17 protein-coding genes are annotated in these 18581 nt (G+C 60.7%); 10 read left to right on the plus strand and 7 right to left on the minus strand.

The window, feature by feature from the left end; translation table 11 throughout:
• Positions 1 to 507: 507 nt before the first annotated feature.
• A complete protein-coding gene (gene tyrS / locus E2F43_RS17730) occupies positions 508 to 1803 on the minus strand; it encodes a tyrosine--tRNA ligase (RefSeq protein WP_133215236.1) in 1296 nt (431 codons plus the stop codon).
• Positions 1804 to 1957: 154 nt separating this feature from the next.
• On the opposite strand from tyrS, the gene E2F43_RS17735 reads away from it, so the two are divergent.
• Together E2F43_RS17735 and E2F43_RS17740 are read left to right on the plus strand one after the other, a co-directional pair.
• Positions 1958 to 3367 (plus strand): peptidoglycan DD-metalloendopeptidase family protein, encoded by a 1410-nt coding sequence (locus E2F43_RS17735; protein ID WP_238947009.1) that lies wholly within the window; start codon positions 1958 to 1960, stop codon positions 3365 to 3367.
• A 2-nt stretch (positions 3368 to 3369) separates the two neighbouring features.
• Positions 3370 to 4497: an anhydro-N-acetylmuramic acid kinase gene (locus E2F43_RS17740; RefSeq protein ID WP_133215238.1), complete on the plus strand. Its 1128-nt coding sequence runs from the start codon at positions 3370 to 3372 to the stop codon at positions 4495 to 4497.
• Positions 4498 to 4528: 31 nt separating this feature from the next.
• On the opposite strand, the gene erpA is transcribed toward E2F43_RS17740, so the two are convergent.
• The 4 genes from erpA to argC all read right to left on the minus strand — a co-directional run bounded on the left by erpA (position 4529) and on the right by argC (position 7200).
• Entirely contained in the window at positions 4529 to 4882 is a 354-nt protein-coding gene (gene erpA / locus E2F43_RS17745) for an iron-sulfur cluster insertion protein ErpA (protein WP_133215240.1), read from the minus strand.
• Between the two features lie 76 nt (positions 4883 to 4958).
• A complete protein-coding gene (locus E2F43_RS17750) occupies positions 4959 to 5426 on the minus strand; it encodes a bactofilin family protein (protein WP_133215242.1) in 468 nt (155 codons plus the stop codon).
• Positions 5413 to 6159, minus strand: a complete 747-nt coding sequence (locus E2F43_RS17755; protein ID WP_133215244.1) for a DUF6776 family protein — start codon at positions 6157 to 6159, stop codon at positions 5413 to 5415. The genes E2F43_RS17750 and E2F43_RS17755 overlap by 14 nt, the downstream gene beginning before the upstream one ends.
• A gap of 9 nt (positions 6160 to 6168) precedes the next feature.
• Positions 6169 to 7200, minus strand: a complete 1032-nt coding sequence (gene argC, locus E2F43_RS17760; RefSeq protein WP_133215246.1) for an N-acetyl-gamma-glutamyl-phosphate reductase — start codon at positions 7198 to 7200, stop codon at positions 6169 to 6171.
• 119 nt (positions 7201 to 7319) lie between these two features.
• Between argC and E2F43_RS17765 the strand changes: the two genes are divergently transcribed.
• From E2F43_RS17765 to E2F43_RS17790, 6 genes are all read left to right on the plus strand, one after another.
• Positions 7320 to 9044, plus strand: a complete 1725-nt coding sequence (locus tag E2F43_RS17765) for a chloride channel protein (protein WP_133215248.1) — start codon at positions 7320 to 7322, stop codon at positions 9042 to 9044.
• 16 nt (positions 9045 to 9060) lie between these two features.
• Positions 9061 to 9480 carry a CopD family protein gene (locus E2F43_RS17770; RefSeq protein ID WP_133215250.1) on the plus strand — a complete coding sequence of 140 codons (420 nt, stop codon included), beginning with the start codon at positions 9061 to 9063 and terminating at the stop codon, positions 9478 to 9480.
• A gap of 88 nt (positions 9481 to 9568) precedes the next feature.
• Complete coding sequence (hemL, locus tag E2F43_RS17775) at positions 9569 to 10849, plus strand: glutamate-1-semialdehyde 2,1-aminomutase (protein WP_133215252.1); 1281 nt, start codon at positions 9569 to 9571, stop codon at positions 10847 to 10849.
• 13 nt (positions 10850 to 10862) lie between these two features.
• Positions 10863 to 11870 (plus strand): porphobilinogen synthase, encoded by a 1008-nt coding sequence (gene hemB / locus E2F43_RS17780; RefSeq protein ID WP_133215254.1) that lies wholly within the window; start codon positions 10863 to 10865, stop codon positions 11868 to 11870.
• Positions 11871 to 11874: 4 nt separating this feature from the next.
• On the plus strand, positions 11875 to 12486 hold the full coding sequence (locus E2F43_RS17785; protein WP_133215256.1) for a delta-aminolevulinic acid dehydratase: 612 nt from the start codon (positions 11875 to 11877) through the stop codon (positions 12484 to 12486).
• A 99-nt stretch (positions 12487 to 12585) separates the two neighbouring features.
• Entirely contained in the window at positions 12586 to 13740 is a 1155-nt protein-coding gene (locus E2F43_RS17790) for a GGDEF domain-containing protein (RefSeq protein WP_133215258.1), read from the plus strand.
• Between the two features lie 8 nt (positions 13741 to 13748).
• Here the strand turns inward: E2F43_RS17790 and E2F43_RS17795 are convergent, their stop codons facing one another.
• Positions 13749 to 14291: an NUDIX hydrolase gene (locus tag E2F43_RS17795; RefSeq protein WP_133215260.1), complete on the minus strand. Its 543-nt coding sequence runs from the start codon at positions 14289 to 14291 to the stop codon at positions 13749 to 13751.
• A 161-nt stretch (positions 14292 to 14452) separates the two neighbouring features.
• On the opposite strand from E2F43_RS17795, the gene E2F43_RS17800 reads away from it, so the two are divergent.
• Positions 14453 to 15931 carry an ATP-binding cassette domain-containing protein gene (locus E2F43_RS17800; RefSeq protein WP_133215262.1) on the plus strand — a complete coding sequence of 493 codons (1479 nt, stop codon included), beginning with the start codon at positions 14453 to 14455 and terminating at the stop codon, positions 15929 to 15931.
• Here the strand turns inward: E2F43_RS17800 and E2F43_RS17805 are convergent.
• Positions 15928 to 16353: a tetratricopeptide repeat protein gene (locus E2F43_RS17805; RefSeq protein WP_165954392.1), complete on the minus strand. Its 426-nt coding sequence runs from the start codon at positions 16351 to 16353 to the stop codon at positions 15928 to 15930. The genes E2F43_RS17800 and E2F43_RS17805 overlap by 4 nt on opposite strands.
• 171 nt (positions 16354 to 16524) lie before the next feature.
• Here E2F43_RS17805 and E2F43_RS17810 point away from each other — a divergent pair, with 171 nt between their 5' ends.
• Positions 16525 to 18576 (plus strand): phospholipase D-like domain-containing protein, encoded by a 2052-nt coding sequence (locus E2F43_RS17810; RefSeq protein ID WP_133215266.1) that lies wholly within the window; start codon positions 16525 to 16527, stop codon positions 18574 to 18576.
• The last annotated feature ends 5 nt before the right edge of the window (positions 18577 to 18581 follow it).

Below are 18581 nucleotides of genomic sequence, written 5' to 3' on the forward strand. Positions count from 1 at the left end.
CAATTCGAAATCAATGTTCCATAAAACTATGAATCAATGGTCACTTGTTGTGTCTGAATAGTCGTGATCAACTATCCCAACAAGTGCCCACACATCTGTCTTCGTCTTCTTGTTAAGCAACACCCGAACCGCCAGGGTTTCGGGTTGGCGCTGAGGTCTCCCTCGAGCGCGGAGGCGTATTATACAGCCGGGCCTCCGGTTGGCAACAAACTTTTTAAAAAAATTTGCTCCGATTCGGCCTCGATGAGTTGCAATCTTTACTTCCTAAGCTATTGATAGCTTTCGGGTTTTCTGATTACTCCCGACAGTGTTTTGAACACCGCCCTCATCGAAGGGAGGCGAACTATACGCAGCGATACCAGGCAGCGCAAGCCCTTTTTAAAAATTATGCTGAAATGCCAATTTTTGCCAGTTTTGGCGCACAGGATTTGAGCGCTGCCGGCAGCTGAAGCGGGTCCGCGACACCGTCCCGGCGACCCCTGCGACCCCTGCGACCCCTGCGACCGGCTAGCCTATCTCGAACAGGTGGTACTTCTTCTTGCCCAGTTTGACCAGGTAGTAGCGACCGTAAAGCGCGGCCTCCGGGTCGAAACAGCCGGAAACATCGGCGTTGGCCTCCCAGCCAACCGGCCGACTATTGATGGTCACCGCGTTGCGCCCAAGGGCGTCCTTGACCTGTTTGCCGGATGCGGCCATGCCGGCCTCGGTGAGCAACTGGGTCAGGGTCTCCGGGAAGGCGTCTCGAGTCATTGCGCTGGCCGGCAGCCCGTCCTGGCGCAACTGGGCGAGATCGCTCTCCGCCAGACTGTCGATAGAACCACTGAACAGCGACTCGGTAATCCGCTCCGCTGCTGCCAGCCCTTCATCTCCGTGGACCAGCGAGGTCACTTCCCGGGCCAACACGCCCTGGGCCTCGGGGCGACCCTGGCGTTCGGCATCGGCGCGCTCAATTTCCTCGATCTCTGCCACATCAAGGAAGGTAAAGTACTTGAGGAAGCGGTATACATCCGCATCGGCGCATCCCAGCCAGAACTGATAGAAGGCATAGGGCGAGGTCTTGTTTGCGTCAAGCCATATGGTGCCAGACTCGGTCTTGCCGAATTTGGTACCGTCAGCCTTGGTTATCAGCGGCATGGTCAGCCCGAACACCTGTTTGCCATGTAAACGACGGGTCAGGTCGATGCCACCGGTGATATTGCCCCACTGGTCGGATCCGCCGATCTGCAAGGTACAGTCGTAGCGTTCGTTGAGCTCGGCAAAATCGAAGGATTGCAGGATCATGTAGGTGAATTCGGTATAGCTGATTCCGCTACCCTCGCGCTCAATGCGCTGCTTCACCGACTCCTTCTGGATCATGGCATTAATGGAAAAGTGCTTGCCGACGTCACGCAGGAAGGTCAACACATCCATATTCGCGGTCCAGTCCAGGTTGTTCACCACCTCCGCGGACGTCTCGCTACCGTCAAAATCGATAAACTGCGACACCTGCTTTTTCAACTTATCCACCCAGCCTGCAACCACATCGGGAGTATTGAGCTGGCGCTCCTGCGCCTTGAAACTGGGATCGCCAATCAGGCCGGTGGCGCCGCCGACCAGCGCCAGCGGTTTGTGGCCGGCATGCTGAAACCGACGCAGCATCAGCAGCGGCACCAGTGAACCGATATGGAGACTGTCGGCAGTCGGATCAAAGCCGCAATAGAGCGTGCGGGTGCCGCCATCCAGCCAGGCGGGGAGTTCATCCTCACCGGCAATCTGGAATATCAGTCCGCGAGCGCGGAGATCTTCAAGTAAGGCGCTGCTCATGGGTTGTTCCGCCGTCTGTCCTGGATTGGTCAAAAAAGGGGCGCCAAAGATACAACACCGCTTCCCAAATGCAAGCTTCCGGCACTTCTTGCCTATAGAAGTTGCTGATTATTTAATATACTTGGCGCTCATTTACTGGAAACAAAGACGGGATATGCGAGCAGGGAACCGACCGCGGGGAGCTACGGCGATCCGCACCGAACAATCACCGCTGGCCACACTGCAGCTGCCACAGTTGAAACTGGGGCGCGGACAGGTGATGGCAGCTGCGGTGGTTGTCGGCTGCCTGGCTATCGGCTTCGGTTTGAGCAGTGGCGAAAAGCCACAGCCCGAGGAGCCCCTGGTCATCGAGCAGGAAGCCTTTCCCAGCAACGCTGAGCTCGCCCCCGAACCCCCGGTCGACACCTTTGCTGCCGTCACCGAGCCAGCTGCGGAGCAGCCGTGGAATGAACAGGTGGTGCGCAGCGGTGACAATCTCTCCCTGATCTTCAAGCGCGCTGGCTACAACGACCGCCATGTCCACCGCGTGGTCACCGAATCAGAACACGGCAAGGGACTGGCTCGAATCTATCCGGGTCAGACCATCGCCTTCCAGAGCGACGACAAGGGCGAGCTGGTCGCCGTGCGCCACGTCAAAGACAAACTGCAGACAGTGAGCTACCGGCTCGAGGACGGCCACTTCAGCAGCCAGCTGTTAACCCGTGAGCCCGAACTGCGGGAGTCATCCGCCACCGGCGTAATCACCTCCTCGCTATTTATGGCCGGGCAGGAAGCAGGCCTGTCACACACAACCATCATGGACATGGCCAATATTTTCGGTGGAGTGATCGACTTCGTGGGGGACCCCCGTAAAGGCGACACCATGCACCTCATGTTCGAGGAACTGTATTTGGACGGCGAGAAATTCGACGATGGCGAAATCATCGCCGCCTCCTACAACAACCAGGGCAAGACCTTTACCGCCTACCGTTATACCGACAGCAACGGCGAAACCGGCTACTACAATGAAGACGGCGTCAGCATGCGCAAGGCTTTCCTGCTGGCCCCGGTGGACTTCACCCGTATCAGTTCCAATTTCAACCCGCGCCGCATACACCCGATCTACAAAACCGCCCGCCCCCATCGCGGCACCGACTATGCGGCTCCGACCGGCACGCCGGTATATGCCGCCGGTGACGGCCGGGTCATCCAGGCAGGCTACAGCAGAGCCAACGGCAACTACGTTTTCATCCAGCACGGCGAACAGTTTGTGACCAGGTACCTTCACCTGCACAAACGCCGGGTGAAACAGGGGCAGCGGGTATCGCAAAGCCAGGTAATCGGAACCGTCGGCTCCACCGGTGCAGCAACCGGACCGCACCTTCATTATGAATTCCTCATGAATGGCGTTCATCGCAACCCCCGCACCATCCACAAGCAGCTGCCGAAAGCGAAATCCCTCGCAGCCTCGGAGCTGCCGCGTTTTCGCCAGGCTATCACCGGGATATCAGCCCAACTGGCCGCACTCCAGCAGGAAACCGACACCCGGCTGGCCATGGCCAACGCCAGCGAAGACAGGGGTTAAGGTTGCCAGAGCAGCTTTTTATCGGCCTGATGTCCGGCACCAGCGTCGATGGGGTGGACTGCGCTCTCATTGAAATCGACGACGACCATGTCCAACTGCTCCACACCCTGCAACAGGACATCCCGACAGAGGTCCGCGAACAGGTTGCCACACTGAGCCATAGCGGCCCCGGGGAGATCGAACATCTCGGGATTCTCGACCGGCAGATGGGTCAGCTGTTCGCTTCTGCCGCGCTGGCCCTGTTAGACACGGCAGGGAAGAGCCCGGCGGAGATTTCCGCCATCGGCAGTCACGGCCAGACCATTCGCCACCGCCCACGTTCCGGAGGTCACAGTGACAGGCAGAGCTTCAGCCTGCAGATCGGTGACCCCAACACCATTGCCGAAACCACTGGCATCACCACCGTGGCCGACTTTCGACGACGTGATATCGCCGCGGGTGGCGAGGGTGCACCGCTGGCGCCCGCCTTTCACCGGGGCGCCTTTGGTGCTGAGGGCGTAAACCGCGCCGTGGTCAACATCGGCGGCATTGCCAACGCCACCCTGTTACAGGGCAATTCGCTGATTGCCGGATTTGACACCGGACCCGGAAATACGTTGCTGGATCACTGGATAGAGCGGCAACGGCACCTGCCCTACGATCGGGACGGTCAGTGGGCCGCCAGCGGCGAGCAGGTACCCGAACTACTGGCCAAGCTGCTGTCACACCCCTACCTGCAACTCAGCGGCCCGCGAAGTACCGGCAAAGAGGCTTTCAACCTGCCCTGGTTGTACGACCTGCTGGCCGGGCTTCCGGAGCTTCGCCCCGAAGACGTGCAGGCCACCCTGGTGGAGTTCACCGCAAAGACCATTGCCAATGCCATAGGGCAGTCCGGGCTGGCCGTCACCGAGGTTTACGTCTGTGGCGGCGGCGCTCATAACCAGACATTGATGACGCGTCTCGATAGCGCCCTGCCAGACTGCGATATTGGCACCACATCGGCCCTGGGAATAGAACCGGACTGGGTGGAAGCGGCCACCTTCGGCTGGCTGGCCTCACGCACACTGGCGGGCCTGCCTGGCAACGCTCCGGAAGTCACCGGCGCAGCGCAGGCAAGAGTACTGGGCGCAATCTACCCGGGCAATCAGTGATCGCCCACTGCCGCAGGCGCGTGAATCCAGGCTAGATCGAAAAGGAGGCGCCGCAGCCGCAGGTGGTAGTGGCGTTGGGGTTGTTGATCACAAAGCGGGACCCCTCGAGGCCCTCGGTGTAGTCCACTTCCGAACCCACCAGGTACTGGAAACTCATCGGGTCCACCAGCAGGGTGATACCGCCCTGTTCGATGGCCGTGTCGTCCTCCGCCGTTTCCTCTTCAAAACTGAAACCGTACTGGAAGCCGGAGCAGCCCCCGCCGGTAATATAAACGCGCAGCTTCAGTTCGCTGTTCTCCTCCTCAGACACCAGCTCCTGCACCTTGCGGACGGCGTTGGCGGTAAGGTTGATACTGCTTGGATTGAAAGCTTCAGCTACAGACATGGTTTGGCTCTTGGCCTCGTTAAGGGGCCGTCAGAAATTTGATAACGGCCCATTATCGTAAATCCGACTAATTTGGTCAACTTTTAGCTGAGGCGACTTGATCCTTTGCCGGTTGCTTGCCCGCACCGACCTCAGTCACCTCTACCGTGGGGTCCTGGGGCTTTTCCCGCTTGGCTTCGCCGCTATTGATGTGAGTCAGGCTGCCATTGACCTCGGACCCTGCCGCCATCTCCAGCAAGGTGTAGTGAACATTGCCGTGAACACGGCCCTTGGCCGCAAGCTCAAGGTGTTTGCCGGAGTACACATCACCCTCGACCTCGCCATTTATCACCACCGAAGGCGCTCGAATCTCCCCCTGCACCCGCCCCTTGTCAATTATCCGCACAAGCGCATCCTTCCCTTCTTCGGCGAGAATATTGCCTTGCACGACCCCTTCAATGTCCAGGCTGCCGCTAAAATGGACGTCTCCTACGACAGTTGTATCGCGAGCCACCAGCGTGGTGTTGCCACCGGCGCCAAATCCGGATTTCTTATTTCCCAACATGGGTAAACCTCTCATTAATCTGCCAGGAAAATTCCTCCCTGACCTCCATCTTGCGTGGCGAGGTGGCTGTTGCCAGCAGACGCACGCTCCCGGGTTCAAAACCCTGCGGCAGTACCAACGTCCCTTCGATCGACTGGAAATAACGGAACCTCAGCGTTATCGCCGGCCCCTCCAGATCATCGCTCAGTTCTGCCAGCGAATAGCTTACCTGCTGATCGTCGAGCACACCAACCACCTCCGCACTTAACTCACCTTTTAGCAACGAATGCTTACGCGCCTCCTGCTGGGCAACGATGCGGAAAGAAAACTGGCCCGGCATATCCAAAGCCACCAACTCCAGCGGACGCAGGCTGAGGCCCTGGGCAATCTCACCCGGGGCCATCAGGCTGCGATAAAACTGCAGGCCCTCTTCGAGCGAGGCTATCTGTTCTTTCTGCTCGGCGATTTCCCGGCGCACCATTTCCAGTGCCTGCTCGCTGACCTGGGTCTGGGTTCGCTGCACCTCCAGCTCTGTCCTGAGGCTGCCCAATTCTTGCTGCAGGCGCGGCAGTTCGGCTTTCATCACCCGGTACAGCTCCGGGTTGAGGCCCATACCGCGGTAGGCGGCCTGCTCGCCCAGGTAGAATGCAAGTACCAGCAGGGCAGCAATCACCACTCCCGCCAATCCCAGGCGCTGCCGCTGCAGTCGCCGCAGCTCGCGACTGCCCAGATGGCGTTTACGGGTAAAGGGCACGTCCGGACCTCAGGGAAGCAAGCCTACCTGCTGCAATCCCCTGTCCTCGGGAAGGCCCAGCATGATATTCATGTTCTGGACCGCCTGGCCCGACGCGCCTTTCACCAGGTTGTCAATGGTCGACATCACCACGACGGTATCGCGGCCCTGCGGAACCTGCAGGCCGATCTGGCAGCGATTGGCGCCCTTGACTGTGCGGGTCTGGGGAAACATGCCCGCCGGCAGCACATCGACAAACGGTTCCTCGGCGTACCACTCTTCGTAAAGCGCCTGCAGGTCCACACTCATGTCCACCAGGCGGGCGAACAAGGTGGCGTGGATGCCGCGAATCATCGGCAGCAGGTGCGGCACAAATGTCAGCTGCACCGGGCAGCCAGCCACGTCCGCCAGACCCTGTTCGATCTCCGGCAAATGGCGGTGACCGGACACACCATAGGCCTTGAAGCTATCGGCCACCTCGGACAGGAGGTTGTCGACCTTGGCCTGCCTGCCGGCGCCACTGGCTCCGGATGCGGCACTGGCAATCAGGTGCTGGGTATCAACCAGGCCGCGCGCCAGCAGAGGAATCAGGCCCAACTGCACCGAGGTCGGATAACATCCGGGGCAGGCCACCAGGCTGGCGCTGGCTATCTGCTCACGATTCAGCTCAGGCAGCCCGTAGACCGCCTGCGGCAGGACATCAGGGCTGGCATGGGGTTCGCCGTACCAGCGTGACCACAGCTCGGCATCGCGAATTCGGTAGTCTGCGGACAAATCGATCACCCGGGCACCTGCCGCGAGCAACTCGGGAACCAGATTCATCGCCACATTGTGAGGCGTGGCAAAAAACACGACATCACAGGCAGCCAACCGGGCCACATCGGGTTCCGTGAAAGCCAGGTCATAATAGCCGCGAAGATTGGGGTAGAGGTCATCGAGCCGGCGGCCGCTTTCAGCGCGGGAAGTGATCGCCACCACTTCGGCGTCTTCATGCAGCGCCAGCAAGCGCAGGAGTTCGACGCCGGTATATCCGGTGCCTCCAACAATTCCAATCTTGATCATAGCCTTTCCTGTCATTCTTTCTGCCCGATACCGGGGACGCCGGGAACCGCGTAGTATAAAAGCAATGGCAGCCCAAATAACTGGTAATATTGTCTTTTTGACCCGGACTCTGCCACTCCGTGAGCCAGCTGATCAGCAATTATCGCCGCTACCTGACCAACTACGACTCCGTATTGGCCTACTCCCTGCTGGGAGTCATCGGCGGGGTTGCATCGGGGCTGGTGATCCTGGCTTTTGAGCAGGCGATCATCCAGCTTGCCGCGCTCTGGGGAGTGGGCAATCACGGTGAAGATTTTGAATCCTTGTCTCCCGGATTCCGTTTTGCGCTGCCTGCCGCGGGCGCCCTGCTACTGGGAATCGGCTACCACTTCCTAAGTAGCGAGAACCGCGAGGTGGGCATCGTCCACGTGCTCAGCCGGATGCACTCCCATTACGGTGTACTCCCCGCACGCAATGCCGTCCTGCAGTTTTTTGCCGGCGCATTCGCCCTCGCCAGTGGCCAATCCGGGGGCCGTGAAGGCCCCGGCGTACACCTGGGTAGCGCGGTTAACAGCCTGCTGGGCCAGCGCCTGCAACTACCCAACAACAGTCTGCGGATACTCATTGCCTGCGGTACCGCAGGGGGCATAGCGGCGGCCTTCAACACGCCCCTGGCGGGCGTTATCTTCGCCATGGAAGTCATCATCGCCGAGTACACGGTGGTTGGCTTTATCCCGGTTATGCTGGCGGCGGTCTCGGCCTCGGCGGTAAGCCGGACCCTGACGGCCGGCGGCGTGGCTTTCAGCATTCCCCCGGTCCAGCTCGCGTCACTGTGGGAGATACCCTACATCGCCTTCCTCGGATTTTGCTGTGGCCTGGCGGCTGTCGCCTTAATCCTGATCAGTAAATACACCGCCCGCCTGTCCCACCACAACGTGATCATCCGGTTTGCCACCGCCGGTCTGGTCACCGGTGGGCTGGCATTAGTCGTGCCGCAGGTCATGGGCATGGGTTATGACACTCTTTCCCTGGCGCTGGACGGGCAACTGGCACTGTTCGCCCTGCTGGTGATTGCCGCCGCCAAGATCCTGGCGACTGCCATCACCGTCGGGGTGGGCTTGCCGGTGGGGGTAATCGGTCCCAGTTTGCTCATCGGTGCCTGCATCGGCGGGGCCATCGGGCTCGTCGGCCAATTGGCGCTGCCGGAACTCGCTTCGGACCCGACCCTGTACATTATCGTCGGCATGGGTGCGGCAATGGCAGCAGTCATGAATGCCCCCCTGGCAGCGATTCTGGCGGTGATCGAGCTGACTCACTCCATGAGCATTGGCATGCCGGCGATGCTGGCCATTGTCGCTGCCACCCTCACCAGCACCGGTATGCTCCGCCAACGCTCCCTGCACCAGACCATATTGCGCCAGCTGCAGCGAGCAGTGCCCAGCGACCCCCTCAACCAGCTGCTGCACAGTACCCATGTGGGAGCCATCATGGACACCCGGGTGGTCCGGGTACCTGCCTCCCTGGACCCGACCGATCGGGAGCCTTTGCTGGAGTTCAATCCGGCCTGGTGCCTGGTCGGCCGGGATGGGCAGGACCTTTACCTGGTACAGGGCCAGGATCTCCTCGACTGGCTGGGCGAACAGGATGCCGAGCAATCCGTGGACATCACCGAGGCCGACATTCGCCGCTGGACCCTGACGGATGTCCCGATACAGGCCAGCCTGCGCCAGGCCATGGACAATATCGGCAACCAAACCGTGGAGGCGGTCTGCGTCTATGAGCGCAGCCGCTCCTCCAGCCAACCGATACTCCACGGTGTCATCACCCGTGAGAGCATCGAGAAATTCACTCTCAGCAGGCTATAGCCAACAAGGACACCCCATGCTGTGGATTAAAGCCCTACATCTCATCTTCGTGGTCTGCTGGTTTGCCGGCCTGTTTTACCTGCCGCGCATATTCGTCAACTACGCCGCCAGCGAAAACCCGGAGACCCGCGCCACCCTGGCCCAAATGGCGCAACGGCTGTATCGCTTTATTACGCCCTTCATGATTATCCTGGCGGCCCTGGGTATCTGGTTGATTGCGCTCAATCCCGCTTATTACCTGCAGGCAAAATGGCTATGGCTGAAACTCGGCGGCATGGCCTGCCTGGTGGTTTATCACCTGCAATGCGGCCGTTATGTCAAGGCGATGCTGGAATCGCGAGATGATCACAGCCACGTCTTTTACCGCTTTTTCAACGAGGTACCCGTCGTGTTCCTGTTCGCCATGATTATCCTCGCCGTACTGAAACCATTTTGACAGCGCTGGATATTCTCCGGGCCAAACAGGATAATTCGCCCCCCCGGTCCGCGGACCTGGATTGATCAAACCACCAGAGCAGATAGTTATGAGCACCTCGCAGGAACTCTTTGAACGCGCCCGCCGGCATATTCCCGGGGGCGTCAACTCGCCGGTAAGGGCATTCAAGGCCGTCGGCGGCACGCCGGTTTTTATCGAGCGCAGCGAAGGGGCCTATGTCTTCGATACTGAGGGCAAACGCTATATCGATTACGTTCTGTCCTGGGGACCGATGCTGATGGGCCACAATCACCCCCGGGTGCGCGAGGCAGTGATCAAGCAATGTGAAAAGGGGCTCAGCTTCGGTGCACCCACTGAACTGGAAATCCAGCTCGCCGACCGTATCTGCGACATCATGCCCGGCATGGACCTGGTGCGCATGGTCAGTTCCGGTACCGAGGCCACCATGAGCGCCATTCGCCTGGCCCGCGGCTATACCGGCAGGGACACCATCGTGAAGTTCGAAGGCTGCTACCACGGCCACTCGGATTCACTGCTGGTCAAGGCGGGCTCTGGGGCCCTGACCCTCGGTGTACCCAGCTCTCCGGGAGTTCCGGCGGCCCTGGCCGACCACACCATGACCCTCACCTACAATGACATCGACGGTCTGCGCCAGGCTTTCGCCGAGCACGGCGACAGCATTGCCTGCATCATCGTGGAGCCGGTGGCCGGTAATATGAACTGTATTCCGCCGCTACCGGGTTTCCTGGAGGCGCTGCGGGAGGTTTGTGACAACAGCGGCGCAGTGCTGATCCTGGACGAGGTCATGACCGGCTTTCGTTTCGGCCTGCAGGGCGCCCAGGGCTATTACGGCGTCGAGGCGGACCTGACCACACTGGGCAAGGTCATCGGCGGCGGCATGCCGGTCGGCGCCTTTGGCGGCAAGCGCGAGATCATGGAACAGATAGCGCCCCTTGGGCCGGTTTACCAGGCCGGCACCCTGTCCGGAAATCCCGTGGCCATGGCTGCCGGTTTGGCAACGCTGGACATTATCTCCGAAGACGGCTTTTACCCGCCGGTGTTCACCCGCACCCGGGCGCTCTGCGACGGCCTGCAGGCGGCAGCTGACAAGGCGGGGGTCCCCTTCACCACCAACAGCGCCGGGACCATGTTCGGCGGCTTCTTCACCGACGCCGACAGCATCAGCAACTACAACCAGGTCATGGCCTGCGATACCGAGCGGTTCAACCGCTTTTTCCACCTCATGCTGGCGGCAGGGGTCTACCTCGCTCCGGCTTCCTACGAAGCCGGCTTCACCTCCAGTGCCCACAGCGACGAAGATATCGAGGCCACCGTCGACGCCGCCACCGCCGCGTTCGCCGCCCTGTAACGGAGGAGTTTTCATGTCATTCAGCTCAAGCAGAGGTCCTTACCCCTCTACTCGAATGCGTCGATTGAGGGCTCGTGAGTTCTCCCGCCGGCTGGTAAGTGAGAACCTGCTGACGCCCGCCGACCTTATTTTTCCCGTGTTTGTGCTCGAGGGCGAGGGCCAGCGCGAAGCGATCCCCTCCATGCCCGGAATAGAGCGCCTGAGCATTGACCTGCTGCTGGGCCAGGCAAAAGAACTTCACGGCCTGGGAGTACCGGCTATCGCCCTGTTCCCGGTAGTGGCTGGCGAACGCAAAAGCCTGCAGGCCGAGGAAGCCTACAACCCCGACGGCCTGGTGCAACGGACAGTAAAAACGCTCAAGGATGCGGTTCCCGAGTTGGGTGTGATCACCGATGTCGCCCTGGACCCCTTTACCACCCATGGCCAGGACGGGATCATCGACGACTCCGGCTACGTTCTCAACGACCGCACCACCGAGGTACTGGTCAAGCAGTCCCTGTCCCACGCCGAAGCGGGTGCCGATGTGGTGGCCCCTTCGGACATGATGGACGGCCGCATCGGCGCGATTCGCCAGGCCCTGGAAGCGGCCGCCCGGCCCAACACCCTGATCATGTCCTACGCCGCCAAGTACGCCTCCAGCTACTACGGCCCATTCCGCGACGCGGTGGGCAGTGCCGGCAATATCAAGGGTGGCAACAAGTTCAGCTACCAGATGGACCCGGCCAACAGCGACGAGGCCCTGCACGAATGCGCCCTGGACCTGGCCGAGGGTGCGGATATGATCATGGTCAAGCCTGGCATGCCTTACCTGGACATCGTTCGCCGGGTGAAGGACGAGCTCAAGGCACCCACGTTCGCCTACCAGGTCAGCGGTGAGTACGCCATGCACCAGGCTGCCTTTGAGCAGGGTTGGCTGCAACGGGAAGCGGTCATGCTGGAATCACTGCTGGCGTTCAAGCGCGCGGGCTGTGACGGCATACTCACCTACTTCGCCCTGGAGGCGGCCAAAGCGCTGCAGTAAACCCATGTTCAAGCGATGCTGGCTAGCCATCTGTCTCGCGACCGCCTGCCAGACGGGCTGGGCGGAGTGCGAATGCCTCTGGCAGGGGTCGTTCGCCGATGTCCAGCATGAAACCGACCTGGTGGTCGCTGGCCGTATTGTCAGCCGCAAGGGCAATTCCGTCGACCTTGACATCCAGCGCACTCTCCGCGGGTCCACCCCGGGCGAAGAAATCCGTATCTGGCTGAAAACGGCCGATTACTGCCGCCCCGAACCGGAACTGTTCCCGCCAGACTCGACCTGGGTCATGGCGCTGCAGCGCATCGATAAAACTGTGCCCGGTGGCTTCAACCCCAACACCCCAAACTTCAGCTACGGACGCATTGGCGACTACCGCTTATCCAGCTGCGGCGGCTACTGGCTGCAACTGCGTGGAGACTTTGTCAGCGGTGCGCTGGTTGACTCGCCCCGCTGGGTGCACGACCCCAAAATGACCCCTGTACTGCTGGACCTGGTCAACGCCTTCGTTAACGGCGAGATTGGGGCCTCGGCCCTGCTGGAAGCCAGCCGGGAAGATCCCGCACTGCGGGACTTGCGACTCGACACCCGGGCTTTCCTGCGCGGTGACGAGGACTGAGGGAGACAGGGAAATCTGTTGAAATCTCCGGATAATGCAGGTTTTTGGCAAAAACTTGCGGTATAACCCGGTCATTGCACACCTGACAATCGGGAAGCCATGACCAACGTGTTGCACTTTATGGCCCGCATCCGGGATTGGTGGATCGCGCTTTGCACCGGTCGCGATCCGCTGCGGCCACTGGATGAAGAACACTACCGGCAGCGAATCCTGGCGCTCACCAGTTTTTTCTGGCTGCTGACGGTCATCATCGTCACCGTGGTAACCCCGTTGATCATAGACCTGTCACCCGAGGGCAGGCTGGCAGCCACATCGCTGTTGGTCATCGCCGGCTTCAGCGTGCTGGTGAGCGTCCTGATCCTGCGCTACCTGAACAATCGCATCGCCGCGCTGCACATGTTGTTGCTGGTTTACACCGGGGCTTTCACCGTGGCCTGTGTCTACTTTGGCGGCACCCGGTCGCCCACTTACGCCCTGCTGATCCTGGCGCCGGTCATGGCCTCGATTGTTGGCGGCACCGGTGCCGGCACATTCTGGACCGGCCTGGTGCTGCTGATCTGGACCGTCATTCTCGGCCTGGAAAGACTCGGCATGCAGTTTCAGCAAATTATCATGCCGCAGAATTACAACCTGGCCATCACCATCGCCTACGCCGCAATGGGCCTGGCGGTGGTCAGTATCATCATGGTGTATGCGGAATTGAACAAACACCTGCGGCAGGCGCTGCAGAGCGCCAACAATGAGCTGGATTACCTGTCTACCCACGACGACCTGACCGGGCTTTACAACCGTCGCTACTACGAGCAGCGCATGGCAAAAAGCCTCAAGCGGGCCCGCAGCCAGGGCAGGACAGTGGGACTGTTAATGTTTGACCTGAACGACTTCAAGGCGATCAACGACACCCACGGTCACGGCATGGGAGACGCGCTGCTGGTAAAACTGGGGGAACGCCTGAAGACCCAGGTCCGGGAAACAGACCTGATCGCCCGGCTCGGCGGTGACGAGTTCGTGGTACTGATGGAAAACATGCGCACCCCGGAAGATCTTCCGCAGATCGCCGCCAAGCTTGTCGCCGCGGTGGAACAGCCGGTCAAACTACGCAACCAGATGATGGTGCTCAGTGTCAGTTGTGGAGTGGCGATTTATCCCCAAGACGGCACCAGCCAGACAGAACTGGAAGAAAAGGCTGATCGAGCCATGTACCGGGCCAAGCAACAGGGGCCATCAACGCCCGCGACGACGGTCCTGCACTGAGGGACCGGTCAACGCCGCCGCCAGCGCGGACGCCGTGGGTTGCGACCCTCGACCAGGTCCATCAGCTCATCCAGCATCATCAGCGAAAGTCCCCAGATCACCTGTCCCTCATAGTGATAACAGGGCATGGGTATCGCTAGTCCCTTGTAGTTCCAGGTCATTTGTTCGCGGTTGTCAGTGTGCAGCAGGAATTCCAGCGGGACCCAGACCACCTCGGCCACTTCATAGTTGGGCGTGAAACTGACCTCCCGTTCAAGGTGAAACACGAAGGGCGTGACCGCCATGCCCAGCACCCCTTTGCGTGGCCGGGCATTGAGGTCGCTCAGGCGCCCGAGGCAGCGGTCCTGCGGCCCCAGGGTGAGGCCGACTTCCTCCTCGGTTTCACGGACGGCAACGGCGTAACCATTGGCGTCGGCCTTGTCCATTCGACCTCCGGGGAACGCCATGTGCCCGGACCAGGGATCACCCTCCCTTTCCGCCCGCTTGATCATTAGAATGTGCAGTTCGCCCTGCCTGATCTGCAGGATCATGGCGACTGCGGAACGCTTCATCAACGTTCGCAGCAGGGGCCTCTTCGGGCTATGTTCCGGGAGGCGCGTCTCGATCAGCTGTAACAGGGAAACCGACAACAGTATTCATCCACCAACGTTTTAAGGATTAAGCCAGCCACCGGCGTCACTTACAAGCGAGACCGGCGCGGAGGCAATTGACCATGAACAACATAAACCTGTTCACAATGAAAGACGTGCACCTGGTGTATCGGGCCCTGCCAGCCCTGGCTCATATCAACTGGGACGTAGACCAGGGCCAACAATGGGCTTGCCTGGGCCCCAACGGGGCCGGCAAAACCAGCCTGGCCAATATAATCAGCGGCCAAGCGAGCCATTATGGCGGCGAGTACCGCCGCTCGGCGCTGATGGCCGAGCGCGGCGTTGCCTACGTCTGCTTCGAGCAGGCCCGGGCGCTGTGTGAGCGCGACCGGAAGCTGGACGACTCTGAAACCCGGGCGGATGCCAGTGACCCCGGCACACTCGTCCGGGAACTCATTCTCGACGGGGGCGAACCGGGAGAGGCTTTCGACAACTGGGTACAGCGGATGAATATCGGCCACATACTGGACCGTGGTCTGCGTTACATTTCGACCGGGGAGATGCGCAAAACCCTGCTGATCAAGGCGGTACTGAGCCGCCCCGCGCTGCTGATCCTGGATTCACCCCTCGATGGCCTCGATGCCGCCGCGCAACAGGAACTGGCCACCGTCATCGATGAACTCATCGCGTCACAGCAATCCATGCTGCTGCTCTGTCGCCAGCTGCAGGACCTTCCGGCGGGAATCAGTCACCTGTTATTGCTCGATCGGGGAGCGATCCTGGCCCGGGGCAGCCGGGAGGAAGTGCTGGGGCTCAAAATCACCCGAGCGCTCCTCGATCCGCCGGCCGCGCCGCTGGGGCCACTGCCGGCTCCGGCCGCGCGGGAGTTCCAGCTGCCGGCTGAGGGCCCGCTGCTGCTGCTCAGGCAGGTCGATGTGCGTTACGGTGACCTGCAGGTGCTCAGCGGCGTCAACTGGCGTTTTGACCGCGGCCAGCACTGCTATATTTCCGGGCCTAACGGCTGTGGCAAGAGCACCCTGCTCAGCCTGATCACCGGCGACAATCACAAGGCCTACGGCCAGGACATCACCCTGTTTGGCATACGCCGGGGCTCCGGCGAGAGCATCTGGGATATCAAGCAGAAGTTCGGCCAGCTGGATAACCAGTTGCACCTCAACTTCGCCCGCGGGATGAAAGCTTTGGAAGTCGTGCTGTCAGGATTTTTTGACAGTATCGGCCTCTACGATGACTGGGGCGACGGCCAGCGGGCTATCGCCGGGCAATGGCTGACCGCACTGGGACTGGGGGAGATTGCGCGAGACAGCTTCGATGGCATGTCTTTCGGGCTACAGCGCATGGTGTTACTGGCCCGGGCGATGGTCAAGTCGCCGGCGATTCTGCTACTGGACGAACCCACCCTCGGACTCGACGGCCACCATCGACGACTGATGCTGCGGGCCGTAGACCACATCGCCGCCCACAGCGATACCCAGGTGATTTTCGTCAGCCACTCAGCGGGAGATGTGCCCAATTGCATCAACCAGCACCTGCGCTTCGAAGCGCGGGACGCGGGCTTCGAGCTGGTCTGCGAGAATCGCTAGGGCAGGTAGGCCCGCAGGGCATTGCACTGGCTGACACCGCTGCAGTACAACAGCCCCCTTTCTGCGGTGGCCCTTGCCTGGGCTGAATTACCCGCTGCCGAATGGGTCTGGGCCATGGCCAGGTAGACCTCTGCGTTGTCGGGGTCAATCCGCTGGGCCCGCTGCAGGTAGGCCAGGGATTCTTCATAATCACCCCGCGCCATGGCACTTTCCGCCTTGGCCAACAGGCCACTGTGGGCACCGGCGGCTGAATTCACAGGGGGGTCTACAGGCGCGCTGGGCGCTGGCGCCTCAGGCACCGGCTCAGTGACCTCTGGCTCGCCGGTTTCAATCCTGGGCAGGGAGTAGGGGTTGGTACCGCAGGCGGGCAGCAGTAAGAGCGCGATGGCCAGCAGGGGCATTCTCGCTTGGGTCAATAACACGTCGAACTCCGGCAGATTCATGGCTGCCAGAGTGTAACCCAGGCGCGGCCCGAATCAGACGCAGTGACAGCGAATTTTTTACCCGGGGCAGATCAATTTTCAGGCAGTTTTTTGCCCACTCGAGCGCCAACTGGTGCCAGAATGGCCTAATCGGAGCACAAGGGACTGCGTATGCTCACCACTCACGGTCGCTACATCTGGCTCATCGCCCTCACCTGCCTGACTGCCGCCTGCAGTTCCCCTCCCCCGATGGCACCTATCGGCGAACAGGTTCCTCCCGAGGAAGCCCTTATCGCCGTCGAGGCGTTCCGGGGCGAGGGACGCTACTTTCTGCGCTATCGCCACAACAATGAGTACTTCTACGCCGCGGGCGACCTCAAGGGACGCCAGCTATTGCAGCGCTCGGCCGATGGCCACTACCAGGCTGCCGAGGTCGATGCACTGATTCCAGAGCCACTGGGAAACTGGCAGGACATCCGCGACCGGTTAACGCCGGTGCCCATACTCGGACTCAGTGCCTGGGCCAGCTTTCGCGACCGGGTCTTTTCCGGATTCATGCCCACTCGCAGCAACAGCGGCGTGGCGGTCAGCCTTGAGCGTGGGGATTATTTTTTCTTTTATGACCGTGAGGGCAGGTTCCGGGCACGTCGACTGATCGACAAACCGGCGTGGTATGAAGTGGCTGACCATATCAACCTCGAGGAGTATTACCATCGCTGGGAGCCGGTACTGCTGGAGTTTCTCCAGGAGCAGGGCGTCCAGGGCGGCGAGGTGCTGTTCAACACCGGTGACCTGGAGGCGGGAGCAATACCCTTTATTTACATCAACACCCGGACCCAGGCCATCGTCCTCGTTCGCTACGACGAATTGCCCGCGGGCATGGGCAGTCAGCTGCCGGCAGCCCATTGGCTGCAATCCCTGTGGCACTTTGTCGGCAGTCACACCTACAGCGTGCCGATGCGTCCCTTTACCTCAGCGCAATCGTTAATCGCCCTGCTGACCGACACCGCGGTGCAGCCCGGCCGGACGCTGGTGTCACCAGCGCCCGGGGAGGCAAGCTTCCCGGCGCTGTCCGATGATCCACCCATGGACCTGGTGGCCTGGGAACAGACGCTGGACCAGCGACTGGGGCGTGAGGCCAGCGCCGGGACGCTCGACTTCCTGGTGGACGGTGATGCTTTCTTCCCGCGTTTTATCGACGCGGTGGCTTCGGCTGACCACTCGGTAGACATCCGCGCCTATATCTTCGACAACGATGACGTGGCCCTGACCATTGCCGAGCAACTCAAGCGTCGCTCTCGGGAGGGGATAACAACGCGGGTACTGTTCGACGGGCTCGGTACCATCATCGCCGGCGGTGAACATTCCGAAACCGAGCCGGACCACCATCAGAAGCCGATTTCCATTCACCGCTTCCTGGAACAGGGGTCCGACATCGACGTGCGCGCGGTCAAGAACACCTGGCTGATGGGCGACCACGTGAAAACCATGATCATCGATCAGCGCATCGCCTTTCTCGGCGGCATGAATATAGGCCGAGAATATCGCTATGACTGGCACGACCTGATGATGGAAGTGAGGGGCCCGGTGGTGGACGAACTCAATCGGGAATTCTCCCAGGCCTGGGCCAAGGCGGGCTGGTTTGGGGATTTCGGCATGATGCTCAGCCGCGATCCAAAGCCCGTCAATGCCTGGTCCAGCGGCTATCCCCTGCGACTGATCCACACCCGCCCCGGGCAGCAGGAAATATTCAGCCTGCAGCGCGAAGCTATCCGCCGCTCAAGGGACTACATTTACATCCAGAACGCCTACTTCACCGACGACGAGTTGCTGCATGAGTTGATTGAGGCCAGAAGGCGAGGCGTCGACGTGCGGGTGATTATCCCCCTGGAAACTGATCGCGGCCTCATAACCCGCAATATTGCCACCGCCGCCAACCTGATGCTGGAGCACGGCATACGGGTCTACATCTACCCGGGATTCACCCATGCCAAGGCGGCGATATTCGATGGCTGGGCCTGCGTTGGCAGTGCCAATTTCGATCGCCTGAGCCTTAAAATAAACCGCGAGATCAACGTCGCCACCTCGGAACCGGTAGCCGTGCAGGAACTGCTGGATGAACTCTTCCTGCCTGACTTTGAGCGCTCGCCGGAGCTCACCGAGCCCTTTCCCCAGGCCTGGGCGGACCAGGTGATAGAAATGGTCGGGGACTACATCTTCTAGCGGGC

This window comes from Seongchinamella unica, from assembly GCF_004354085.1.
GTDB classification, from domain to species: Bacteria; Pseudomonadota; Gammaproteobacteria; order Pseudomonadales; family Halieaceae; genus Halioglobus; species Halioglobus unicus.